Source organism: Mycoplana dimorpha (assembly GCF_003046475.1).
In the GTDB taxonomy this organism is placed as follows: domain Bacteria; phylum Pseudomonadota; class Alphaproteobacteria; order Rhizobiales; family Rhizobiaceae; genus Mycoplana; species Mycoplana dimorpha.
This window is the reverse complement of the sequence record NZ_PZZZ01000004.1, coordinates 457,126-468,688: the sequence shown is the minus strand read 5'-3', so window position 1 is coordinate 468,688 and position 11,563 is coordinate 457,126. Positions and strand designations below refer to the sequence as shown.

Sequence of the window (11,563 nt, the reverse complement as noted above, 5' to 3'; positions counted from 1 at the left end):
CCGACCACGAAACCGTCACCGAGACCGGGCCCGACACTGGGATGACCGAAGCCGAGCTTGCCCGCCACTCGGAGAAGATGGCGAAGAAGAAGCAGGCGCGCGAAAAGATTATGGCGACGAAGACCGACGAAAAGGGTCTGGTCATCGTCCACACCGGCAAGGGCAAGGGCAAGTCGACGGCCGGCTTCGGCATGATCTTCCGCCACATCGCCCATGGAAAGCCCTGCGCCGTCGTGCAGTTCATCAAAGGCGCGATGCTGACGGGCGAGCGCGAGCTGATCGAGAAGCATTTCTCCGATCTCTGCCAGTTCCATACGCTTGGCGAGGGTTTTACCTGGGAGACCCAGGACCGCGCCCGCGACATCGCGATGGCCCAGAAAGCCTGGGAGAAGGCCAAGGAACTGATCCGCGACGAGCGCAACTCGATGGTGCTGCTCGACGAGATCAACATCGCGCTGCGCTATGATTACATCGACGTCGCCGAGGTCGTCGCATTCCTGTCAACCGAAAAGCCCTACATGACGCATGTCGTTCTGACCGGCCGCAACGCCAAGGAAGAACTGATCGAGATCGCCGACCTCGTCACCGAGATGGAACTGATCAAGCACCCGTTCCGCTCCGGCATCAAGGCGCAGATCGGCGTCGAGTTCTGACGTCGGCTCCGCGCGCAATGCCTCTCATCCCCCTGCAGTAGGGGAAGGGGCAAGCGTCCATCGTTGAGCAGGGGCAAAGGCGTCGCGCCCACTCGCCCCGCCTGCGGGAGAGGATGCCGGCAGGCAGGTGCGGGGCGGAAGCTCTGCCGCCGGTCGACCAGCCGAGCCAGAGCCGTTCCGCCCGGGTATCATCGGTGCAGAACTCTGACGGCAGTCTCGGGCGCAAGCGCCCTCATTCCCCTGGAATGTTCTCCCCGCGAGCGGGGAGAATGCGACAAGGCGCGAGCCTGTTGCAGAAAAAGAAAGCGCCGCGCCCATCGCTCCTCGCCCGCCTGCGGGGAGAGGATGCCGGCAGGCAGGTGAAGGGCGGCAGTCTTGGCCGCCGGCCTACCAGCCGAGCCAGACCCGCAGCGGGTTTGCGGGATCCGCCATCAGGCGGACCGCCAGCGCCATGCTGGTGACGACCAGCAGCGGCTTGATGATCTTCGCGCCCCGTTTCATGGCAAAGCGCGAGCCCGCCTGCGCGCCGAGGAACTGGCCGGCGCCCATGATCAGGCCGATCTTCCACAGGATGACGCCATAGGCGAGGAAGACCGCGAAGGCGCCGATGTTGGAGCCGAAGTTCAACAGCTTCGTGTGCGCGGTCGCCTTCAGCACGCCGAAGCCGGCGAGCGTCACGAAGGCGAGCATGAAGAACGACCCGGTGCCCGGCCCGAACACGCCGTCATAGAAGCCGATCAGCGGCACGACGGTGAAGGTGAACGCGGCTTCCGCCAGCCGCCGATGCTTGTCGACGTCGCCGATGTTCGGCTTGAGCGCGAAGTAGAGGGCGATGCCGAGCAGCAGGAAGGGCAGCACGGCCTTCAGCACGTCGCCCGGCAGCACCGTCGCAAGGACGGCGCCGAGAGCCGCGCCGATGGTCGACAAGGTCGCCATCGGCAGTTGCTGCCGTAGGTTGACGTGACCCGCACGCGCATAGGCGAGCGTCGCCGAGCCCGAACCGAACAGCCCCTGCAGCTTGTTGGTGCCGAGCGTCTGCAGCGGCGGGATGCCGGCGAGCAGCATCGCCGGAATGGTGATCATGCCGCCGCCGCCGGCAATCGAATCGATGAAACCGGCGATGAAGGCGGCAAGAAACAGCAGCAGAAGGACGTGGAAGGCGAGATCGATCACGGAGATGTCCGGGGAGGCAGGAGTGATGGGCTTCCTTTGTCAGAAGCGCGCAACAAATGCAAAGCCTGGTTCCGCATCGGTCCCACGGTCGCGCCGCCCCGCAACCGTGGCTCATGTCGAGCATGCCCGACCCTCGAATGGCGCTCCCGGTCTAGCGGACGCCGCAATCGCGTTTGACCGTCACAGGGCGCTTCGATAAACAGGCCGGACATGCGACGGTGCCCCAGCGGGCCGGAGAGGTGCCCGATGCGGCCGACCCGAAACGGGGCCAGAATCGGGGCTGTCGAGACGGGGGTGCCCGCGCCTCGCATGTCTGGAAAGCGGGGACAGCAGATGAGGCAACCGGCACACGCCAGCGAAGGCCAACGACCCTCGATCGTGCTCGGTCTCGGTTGCGAGCGCGGCGCTGCCGCCGCCGAGGTCATCGCGCTCGCCGGCGCCGCACTGCGGGCAGCCGGTTGCAGCGCCGATGCGCTCGCGCTTGTCGCGTCCCTCGACACCCGTGCCGAAGAACCCGCGATCCTTGCCGCCGCCTGCCATTTTTCCGTGCCGTTGCGCACCTATGACGCCGCCACGCTGGAGGCCGAAACGCCGCGGCTGGCCAACCCGTCCGAGGTGGTCTTCCGCCACACCGGCTGTCACGGCGTCGCCGAAGCCTCGGCGCTTGCCGCCGTTGGACCGCAGGGCCGCCTCGTCGTGGCGAAGCTGAAATCGGACCATGCGACGGCGGCGATCGCAGAATCATTCCAAGCTGTTGCAGCCGGTTGCTCACCCATCGAGTCCGGTGCCTCGGTCGGCTCACAAGTACGGAGGGAGGCCTGATGGAGGCGCTGTTCTCGTCGCTGCCGGATCTGGAGCCGGGGAGCGTGTGGCTCGTCGGCGCCGGTCCCGGCGATCCGGGGCTGCTGACGCTGCTTGCCGTACAGGCGCTCCGGCAGGCCGATGTCATCGTCCATGATGCGCTCGTCAACGCCGAGTGCCTGAAGCTGGCAAGACCCGGCGCTCTGCTCGAATTCGCCGGCAAGCGCGGCGGCAAGCCGTCGCCGAAGCAGTGCGACATCTCGCTGCGGCTCGTCGAACTGGCGCGGGCCGGCAAGCGCGTGCTCCGGCTGAAGGGCGGCGACCCCTTCGTCTTCGGCCGCGGCGGCGAGGAGGCGCTGACGCTGCTCGAGCACGACGTGCCGTTCCGCATCGTGCCGGGTATCACCGCGGGGATCGGCGGGCTTGCCTATGCCGGCATCCCCGTGACCCATCGCGAGGTCAACCACGCCGTCACCTTCCTGACCGGGCACGATTCGTCCGGCCTCGTCCCCGACCGCATCAACTGGCGGGGGATCGCTGCCGGATCGCCGGTGATCGTCATGTACATGGCGATGAAGCATATCGGCCAGATCAGCCGCAACCTGATTGAGGCCGGCCGCTCGCCCGACGAGCCGCTCGCCTTCGTCTGCAACGCCGCGACCCCGCAGCAGTCCGTCCTCGAAACGACGCTGTCGCGGGCCGAGGTGGACGCGGCGCGCGCCGGCCTCGAGCCGCCGGCGATCGTCGTCGTCGGCGAGGTGGTGCGGCTGCGCGGCTCGCTCGACTGGCTGGGACGCCTGCATGACCGCAGCGCGGCGGCCCCAGGTCCGGCCGCAGCTTGCCTCTTCGGGGATACCGCATGAGCGGCCTGATGATCGCCGCGCCGTCCTCCGGCTCCGGCAAGACGACCGTGACCCTCGGGCTGCTGCGGGCGCTGGCCGATGACGGGGTGGCGCTCGCGCCCGGCAAGGCCGGCCCCGACTATATCGATCCGGCCTTCCACGCCGCCGCCAGCCGCGCCGACTGCCTGAACTACGATCCCTGGGCGATGCGGCCCGAGCTGCTCGCCGCCAACGCCGCGGCGCAGGGGCAGGGCGGCCGGATGTTCCTCGTCGAGGCGATGATGGGGCTGTTCGACGGTGCCGCCGACGGCAGCGGTTCGCCCGCCGATCTTGCCGCGATGCTGGGCCTGCCGGTGGTGCTGGTCGTCGACTGCAGCCGCATGTCCCACTCGATCGCCGCCCTGGTGCGGGGATACACCGATTTCCGCGCCGACGTGCAGGTCTGCGGCGTGATCCTCAACAAGGTCGGCAGCGCCCGGCACGAGGCGATGCTGCGAGAGGCGCTCGCAAGCGCCGGCGTTGCGGTCCTCGGCGCGATCGCCAGCGATCCGGGTCTGGCTTTGCCCGAGCGCCATCTCGGCCTCGTGCAGGCCGGCGAGCACGGTGCGCTCGAGGCCTTCGTCCGCCACGCTGCGGAGACCATGCGCCGCTGCGTCGACCTCGATCGCCTGTCGCGTCTGGCGGGCGAGGCTGCGGCGCCATCCGCCCCGGCCGAGGTCTCGCGCCTGGCGCCGCTCGGGCAGCGCATCGCCATTGCCCGCGACAACGCCTTTGCCTTCATCTACCCGCACCTGCTGGATGGCTGGCGGCAGCAGGGAGCGGCGCTCTCCTTCTTCTCGCCGCTGCGCGACGAGGCGCCGCCGGCCGAATGCGACGCCGTGTTCCTACCCGGCGGCTATCCGGAATTGCACGCAGGCACGCTTGCCGACGCCGCGACGTTCCGGGCCGGCATGATGGCCGCCGCAGAACGAGGGGCGCGGATCTATGGCGAGTGCGGCGGCTACATGACGCTCGGCGAAGGGCTGGTCGCGGCGGACGGCACGCGTCACGCCATGCTCGGCCTGCTGCCGCTGGTCACCAGCTTTGCCGAGCGTCGCCGGCAGCTTGGCTATCGGCGGCTGGTGCCGCTGGCGGGCTCGGGCTTCGCGCAGCCGATGACGGCGCACGAGTTCCACTATTCGACTGTGCAGCAAGAGGGCGAGGCCGAGCGCCTGTTTGCCGTGACGGACGCTGTCGGCGCCGATCTCGGCGCCGCCGGGCTGCGGTGCGGCAACGTCGCCGGCTCCTACATGCACCTCATCGACATCGCCGCAGGTACGCCATGACCGAGGCGCCGATCCTGCACGGGGGCGGCATCGCCGCTGCGGCCGAACGCTACGGCGGAAGGCCCGAGGACTGGCTCGACCTTTCCACCGGCATCAACCCGTGCCCGGTGGACCTGCCGCCGGTCGACCCGGCTGCCTGGCACCGGCTGCCCGACCAGCACCGGCTCGCCGAGACCCGCCGCGCCGCGGCCCGATACTACCGCAGCCCGCATTGCCTGCCGCTGCCGGTGCCGGGAACGCAGGCGGCGATCCAGCTGCTGCCGCGGCTGGTGCCGCCGGGGCGCCGCGCCGCCATCGTCTCGCCGACTTATGGCGAGTACGGCCGGGTGCTGCGCAACGCCGGCATCCCGGTCGATCCGATCGGCGGGCTCTCCGGGGTCGGCGATGAACGCGGCCTGGTGGTGGTGGTCAATCCGAACAATCCCGACGGCCGTTGTCATCCGCCGGAGCAACTGCTGCAACTGTGGCAACGGCTGTCGGCGCAGGGCGGAACGCTCGTCGTCGACGAGGCCTTCGGCGACATGGAGCCCGACCAGGCGCTGGCGCCCGAGGCCGGTATCGCGCCGGGGCTCGTCGTCTTCCGCTCCTTCGGCAAGTTCTTCGGGCTCGCCGGCCTGCGGCTCGGCTTCGTGCTCGGAGAGGCGCCGCTTCTTTCCCGTTTCGCCGACTGGCTCGGCCCCTGGTCGGTCTCCGGTCCGGCGCTGACGATCGCAACGGGGCTGATGGGCGGCGATGGCGAGGCGATCCGCGCGTCGATCCGAGCCCGGAAGGCCGCGCTCGACGCCGTGCTGCAGGGCGCCGGCCTCACCGTCGTCGGCGGGACGGCGCTGTTTTCGCTCGTCGAGCACGCCCGCGCCGCCGACTTGCACGAACGGCTCTGCCGAGGGCATATTCTCGTCCGTTCGTTCGATTATGATCGTCGCTGGCTGCGCTTCGGCCTCGCCGCGGATTCCGCCGCGGATGCGCGGCTGTCCGGCGCGCTTGCCGGTTTTGGTAGCTGACATGACCACCACGCCGCTCGTCCTTGCCCTGGCTCTCGTCATCGATCGCATCGTCGGCGATCCGCCGCGGCTCTGGAGCCGCGTGCCGCACCCGGTCGTGCTGTTCGGCTGGGCCATTTCCGCGTTCGAGCATCTGTTCAACGGCAAGCGGATGCATCCCGCAACCCGCCGCTTCAACGGCGCGGTGGCGATCGGCGCGCTGCTGTTGGCCAGCCTTGTCGTCGGCCACCTCATCCATGCGGCGCTGCTGGGTTTCGGCTGGTTCGGCCTGATCGTCGAGGCCGTGGTGGCGTCGGTGTTCTTTGCCCAGAAGAGCCTTGCCGATCATGTCGGCGCGGTCGCCACCGGCTTGCGCCGCGGCGGACTTGCCGGCGGCCGCGAGGCGGTCGCGATGATCGTCGGGCGCGATCCGGCGACGCTGGACGAGCCGGCCGTCTGCCGGGCGGCGATCGAGAGCCTCGCGGAGAACTTTTCCGACGGTGTCGTCGCCCCCGCCTTCTGGTATGCGCTGCTCGGGCTTCCCGGCCTGTTCGCCTACAAGATGCTCAACACCGCCGATTCGATGATCGGCCACAAGAACGAACGCTATCTGGAGTTCGGCTGGGCGTCGGCGCGGCTGGACGATGTCGCCAACTGGCCGGCGGCGCGGCTTTCGATCCTGCTGATCGCAGCCGGTGCCTGGGCGGTGCAGGGTGCCTCTGCGGCCCGTGCGGCGCTCGACGTCGGCCTGCGTGACAGCGGCCTGCATCGCTCCCCTAATTCCGGCTGGCCGGAAGCGGCGATGGCCGGCGCACTCGGCATCAGCCTCGCCGGGCCGCGGATCTATGGCGGCGTGCGGGTGGAGGAGCCGATGATCAATGCGGTCGGCCGCGCGGTCGCAACGGCGGAGGACATCGGGCGCGGCCTTTCGGTCTTCGGCCGGGCCTGCGACACGCTGGTCGTTGCCGCCGTCCTGGGTGCTCTCTTGTTCGGATTTTTGGCCTGAGCGGCGGGCGACCGGCTCCGAAAGGACGCTGGCGTTTGCGCAACATCCTGTTGCCAAAATGCAGCAGACGGTTAACTGCCCATTGGCAATTCCGCCGCATTTACTTATAGGATCGCGCAACAATGGATATCAAGAGGTACTAGCGTGACAGCTACATTCGACAAGGTTGCCGACATTATCGCGGAGACGAGCGAAATCGACCGCGAGACGATCAAGCCGGAAAGCCACACGATCGACGATCTCGGCATCGACAGCCTGGACTTCCTCGATATCGTGTTCGCCATCGACAAGGAATTCGGCATCAAGATCCCGCTCGAGCAGTGGACGCAGGACGTCAACGAGGGCAAGGTCGCGACCGAGGAGTACTTCGTGCTGGCGAACCTCTGCTCCAAGATCGATCAGCTGCGCGCCGCAAAGGCCTGAACGGCCTTGTGAGGCGGGGCGGGCGCCTGAGCGGCGCCCCCGGCGTCGCTCCGTACCGCCATCGGGCTTTCGGCCTGCCTGACCCGGCAGGCCTTTCGATATTCGGGGACATCCCCGAGGCAGGGATCTCGATGCTGCTTGAATACTTTCAGATGATCGACCGGGTGGAAAGCGTCGATGCCGAGCGCAAGACGCTGCGCGCGCGCTCTGTGGTGCCGTCCAAGAGCCCGGTCTTCGAAGGGCATTTCCCCGGAATGCCGCTCGTACCCGGCGTGCTCTTGATCGAGACGATGGCGCAGGCCTCCGGCTTTCTCGTGCTGGCGGCAACCGATTTCGCCGCCATGCCCTTCCTGATGTCGGTCGACGGGGCGAAGATGCGCACCTTCGTCGAGCCCGACGCCGTGCTCGACATCGAGGCCGCGCTCGAACACGATGGCTCCGGCTTCGCGGTCACCAAGGCGAAGATCTCGAGCGGCGGCAAGAAGGTCTGCGATGCGCAGTTGAAGCTGCGCACCATGCCCTTCGATCAGGTGCCGCTGGGCGAGATCGTGCGCCGGCGTGCCGAGGAACTCGGACTTTTCGAAGCGATTGCCGCTGCGGGCGGCGAAAGGAACTGAGCATGACGAAGGCGCCCAACGACGTCGTCATCACCGGTGTCGGGATCGTCACCTGCCACGGGGTGGGGACCGAACCGCATGTCGCGCTGCTGAACGCGGCCGCTGCTCCGGAGCTGAAGATCGAGGTCGAGCGCTTCGCGCCCTATCCGGTGCATCCGATGCCGGAGATCGACTGGTCGCAGCAGATCCCCAAGCGCGGCGACCAGCGGCAGATGGAGAACTGGCAGCGTCTCGGCGTGTTTGCCGCCGGGCTTGCGCTCGAAGACGCGGGATTCAAGGATGATGTCGACGCCTGCGGCTCGATGGACATGATCGTGTCCTGCGGCGGAGGTGAACGCGATATCAACGTCGATTCGCTGATCGTCGATGAGGGGCTGAAGCGCAATGATCGCGAACAGCTCCTGAACGAGAAGCTGACCACCGAGCTTCGCCCGGCGCTCTTTCTCGCCCAGCTTTCGAACCTGATGGCCGGCAACATCTCGATCGTCCACAAGGTCACCGGCTCGTCGCGCACCTTCATGGGCGAGGAGGGAGCCGGCATCAGTGCCATCGAGACGGCGTTTGCACGCATTCGGGCCGGCCAGTCGACCCACACGCTGGTCGGCGGCGCGTTCGTCGCCGAGCGGCCGGACGTTACCCTGTTCTATGAAGCCATCCGGGCTCATGCGACCGGCAGCTGGTCGCCTTTCTGGTCTCGCCCGGCCGATGCCGGCGGCGGAATCATCACCGGCTCCGTTGGCGCGTTTCTCGTGCTGGAGTCGCGCGAGCACGCCGAGGCGCGCGGTGCCCATATCTACGCCACGATCGAGGCGATCGGCGGTGATCGCGGCCGGCGCGAGGACGGACGCCTTGAGCGCCGGCTCAACCTGCTGGCGGACGGCATCGAACCGACGGCCGATAAGGCGATCGTGTTCTCCGGAGCCTCCGGGATGCACGAGGTGACCGGCCGCGAGAAGGCCTGGCTCGACAGCCGCTTCCCCGGCGTGCCGGTGCGCGCCTATAGCGGCGTGGCGGGGCACGCGCTGGAAACGCAGTTCCCGCTTGGACTGGCGCTGGCCGCGCTGACGCTGTCGAGCGAAGCCAGGGTTCCGGCCTTCGACCCGGCCGCGGAGAAGGCGATGACCGCCCCGGCGGAGACCGCGATCGTCACCACCGTCGGCCATATGCGCGGTGAAGGCGTCGCCGTGCTGAGCAAAGAGAAGTGAGGACCGGTGCATGAGCAAGGCAGCCTACAGGGATCATCTCGGACGCCCGATCGTCGCCGTCACCGGCATGGGCGTCATCACCTCGCTCGGCCAGGGCCTTAAGGACAACTGGGCGGCGCTGACCGGCGGCGTGTCCGGCATCCACGGCATCACCCGCTTCCCGGTCGAAGGTCTCAACACCCGGATCGCCGGCACCGTCGATTTCGTCGAACTGCCGGTCGAGAACCCGGTCGAGCGGTCCTATTTCTATGCGCGCTCGACAACCGAGGAAGCGCTCGCCCAGGCCGGTCTGTCCGGCGACTTCGGCGGACCGCTGTTTCTGGCCGCGCCGCCGATCGAGCCGGACTGGAGCGACCGCTTCGCGCTCGCGGACCGCGCTCCTGCCTCGCAGCGGCCCGGCGATGCCTATGACCGGTTCATGGCCGTGCTGCGCGAAAAGCCCGATCCGGTGCTCTATGAGGCCTGGCTGTTCGGCGCCATCTCCGAGCGGCTCGCCGACCGCTTCGGCACGCGTGGCCTGCCGGTCACGTTGTCGACCGCCTGCGCCTCGGGCGCGACCGCAATCCAGCTCGGCGTCGAGGCGATCCGGCAGGGACGCACCGACCGCGCGCTGACGGTCGGAACCGACGGCTCCGTGACCGCCGAGGCGCTGATTCGCTTCGCGCTGCTTTCGGCGCTTTCGACCCAGAACGACCCGCCGCAGAAGGCGTCGAAGCCGTTCACCAAGGATCGCGACGGCTTCGTCATCGCCGAAGGCGCGGCGACGCTGGTGCTCGAATCGCTGGAAGCGGCGGTGGCGCGCGGTGCCCGCGTGCTCGGCATCATGAAGGGCTGCGGCGAGAAGGCCGACCATTTCCACCGCACCCGCTCCTCGCCGGACGGCGGCCCGGCGATCGCGACGATCCGCGCGGCGCTTGCCGATGCCGGCATCGCCGAGGACGGGATCGGCTACATCAACGCGCACGGCACCTCGACGCCCGAGAACGACAAGATGGAGTATCTCTCGATGTCGACGGTGTTCGGCGAGGGACTGGCGAAAATTCCGGTCTCCTCGAACAAGTCGATGATCGGCCATACGCTGACGGCGGCAGGCGCGGTCGAGGCGGTGTTCTCGATCCAGACGATGCTGACCGGAACGCTGCCCCCGACGATCAACTACCAGAACCCCGATCCCGGCATCGTGCTCGACGTGGTGCCGAACGTGAAGCGCGACCAGCAGGTCACGGCGGTGCTGTCGAACTCCTTCGGCTTCGGCGGCCAGAACGCCAGCCTGGTGATGACCGCCGAGGCGGGCTGACGGCCTCGTCTCAGGGCAGCCGATGCGGTCCTGCCAGATGGTAGCGCCGCCGGCGGTTTGAAGCCTGCGGCACCGCGCGTCCTGATCCGACGCTTGCGGCTCGCCGTAGAACCATGAATTGCTGCATGTTTTTGTCCTCGGATCACCAACGTTCCAGGGCACTGCAGTAGAACGAACGAAATGCCGCGTTGGCGGCAAGGGACGACAAACATGCGCGCACTGCAGCTACTCGACGACCGCAAGCTCGAACTGACCGACATTGCCGAGCCGCCGCCGCCGGCGCCGGGCGAGGTGACGCTCCGGGTCAAGGCGGTGGCGCTGAACCACATCGACGTCTGGGGCTGGCGCGGCATGGCGTTCGCCAAGCGCAAGATGCCGCTGGTCATAGGCGCCGAGGCCGCCGGCGTCGTCGACCAGATCGGTCCCGGCGTCGCCAACGTCCTGCCGGGGCAGCTCGTCTCCGTCTATGGCGCCCGCACCTGCGGGCTCTGCAAGCCCTGCCGCGAGGGTCGCGACAACCTTTGCGAACACGTCGGCGGCGTGCACGGCTTCCATCTCGACGGCTTCGCCCAGGAGAAGATCAACATCCCCGCCCGCCAGCTCGTACCCGCACCGCCGGGCGTCGATGCGGTGGCTGCGGCGCTCGCACCGGTGACCTTCGGCACCGTCGAGCATATGCTGTTCGACAACGCCAAACTGGAGCCGGGCGAGACGATCCTCGTCCATGCCGGCGGATCGGGCATCGGCACGGCGGCGATCCAGCTCGCCAAGAAGATCGGCTGCACGGTGATCACCACCGTCGGCTCGAACGACAAGGTCGAAAAGGCCAAGGCGCTCGGCGCCGACCACGTCATCAACTACCGCGAGGACCGCTTCGAGGGCGTCGTGCGCAAGCTGACGAAGAAGAAGGGCGTCGACGTCGTGTTCGAGCACGTCGGCAAGGACACCTGGGCGGGCTCGATGCTCTGCCTGAAGCGCGGCGGCCGGCTCGTCACCTGCGGTTCGACTTCCGGCGTCTCCACCGACATGAACCTGATGATGCTGTTCCAGCAGCAGCTGAAGCTGCTCGGCTCGTTTGGCTGCCGCATGGAGAACATGGCCAACGCCATGCAGAAGATGGCGCGCGGCATCGTCCACCCGGTGATCGACACCGAAGTGACGTTCGACGGCATCGAGACGGCGCTGGAGCGCATGGAGTCGCGCCAGATCTTCGGCAAGATCGTGCTGCGTCTGGACTGATA

Annotated in this window: 12 protein-coding genes; 11 read left to right on the top strand and 1 reads right to left on the bottom strand. The window is 68.1% G+C overall.

Translation table 11 applies throughout. From position 1 onward, the window contains the following. Positions 1 to 41: 41 nt before the first annotated feature. Positions 42 to 653 (top strand): cob(I)yrinic acid a,c-diamide adenosyltransferase, encoded by a 612-nt coding sequence (gene cobO, locus C7449_RS12380; RefSeq protein ID WP_108003220.1) that lies wholly within the window; start codon positions 42 to 44, stop codon positions 651 to 653. Positions 654 to 1,040: 387 nt separating this feature from the next. Here the strand turns inward: cobO and C7449_RS12375 are convergent, their stop codons facing one another. Next, positions 1,041 to 1,826, bottom strand: coding sequence for a TSUP family transporter (locus C7449_RS12375; RefSeq protein ID WP_108003085.1), 786 nt, complete (start codon positions 1,824 to 1,826; stop codon positions 1,041 to 1,043). Between the two features lie 333 nt (positions 1,827 to 2,159). Between C7449_RS12375 and C7449_RS12370 the strand changes: the two genes are divergently transcribed. From C7449_RS12370 to C7449_RS12325, 10 genes are all read left to right on the top strand, one after another. Next, positions 2,160 to 2,648, top strand: coding sequence for a cobalamin biosynthesis protein (locus tag C7449_RS12370; protein ID WP_108003084.1), 489 nt, complete (start codon positions 2,160 to 2,162; stop codon positions 2,646 to 2,648). Then, positions 2,648 to 3,490: a uroporphyrinogen-III C-methyltransferase gene (gene cobA / locus C7449_RS12365; protein WP_108003083.1), complete on the top strand. Its 843-nt coding sequence runs from the start codon at positions 2,648 to 2,650 to the stop codon at positions 3,488 to 3,490. Before C7449_RS12370 ends, cobA begins: the two co-directional genes overlap by 1 nt. After that, a complete protein-coding gene (locus C7449_RS12360; protein ID WP_108003082.1) occupies positions 3,487 to 4,794 on the top strand; it encodes a cobyrinate a,c-diamide synthase in 1,308 nt (435 codons plus the stop codon). The genes cobA and C7449_RS12360 overlap by 4 nt, the downstream gene beginning before the upstream one ends. Further along, positions 4,791 to 5,795 (top strand): threonine-phosphate decarboxylase CobD, encoded by a 1,005-nt coding sequence (cobD, locus tag C7449_RS12355; protein WP_108003081.1) that lies wholly within the window; start codon positions 4,791 to 4,793, stop codon positions 5,793 to 5,795. The genes C7449_RS12360 and cobD overlap by 4 nt, the downstream gene beginning before the upstream one ends. 1 nt (position 5,796) lies before the next feature. After that, complete coding sequence (gene cbiB / locus C7449_RS12350) at positions 5,797 to 6,780, top strand: adenosylcobinamide-phosphate synthase CbiB (RefSeq protein ID WP_108003080.1); 984 nt, start codon at positions 5,797 to 5,799, stop codon at positions 6,778 to 6,780. A gap of 144 nt (positions 6,781 to 6,924) precedes the next feature. Further along, positions 6,925 to 7,203, top strand: a complete 279-nt coding sequence (locus C7449_RS12345; protein WP_108003079.1) for an acyl carrier protein — start codon at positions 6,925 to 6,927, stop codon at positions 7,201 to 7,203. A gap of 131 nt (positions 7,204 to 7,334) precedes the next feature. Continuing rightward, positions 7,335 to 7,820 carry a 3-hydroxyacyl-ACP dehydratase FabZ family protein gene (locus C7449_RS12340; protein ID WP_108003078.1) on the top strand — a complete coding sequence of 162 codons (486 nt, stop codon included), beginning with the start codon at positions 7,335 to 7,337 and terminating at the stop codon, positions 7,818 to 7,820. Between the two features lie 2 nt (positions 7,821 to 7,822). Further along, positions 7,823 to 9,025, top strand: a complete 1,203-nt coding sequence (locus C7449_RS12335) for a beta-ketoacyl-ACP synthase (protein ID WP_108003077.1) — start codon at positions 7,823 to 7,825, stop codon at positions 9,023 to 9,025. 10 nt (positions 9,026 to 9,035) lie between these two features. Beyond that, entirely contained in the window at positions 9,036 to 10,322 is a 1,287-nt protein-coding gene (locus C7449_RS12330) for a beta-ketoacyl-ACP synthase (RefSeq protein ID WP_108003076.1), read from the top strand. A gap of 210 nt (positions 10,323 to 10,532) precedes the next feature. Beyond that, on the top strand, positions 10,533 to 11,561 hold the full coding sequence (locus C7449_RS12325; protein ID WP_108003075.1) for a zinc-binding dehydrogenase: 1,029 nt from the start codon (positions 10,533 to 10,535) through the stop codon (positions 11,559 to 11,561). Positions 11,562 to 11,563 lie beyond the last annotated feature (2 nt).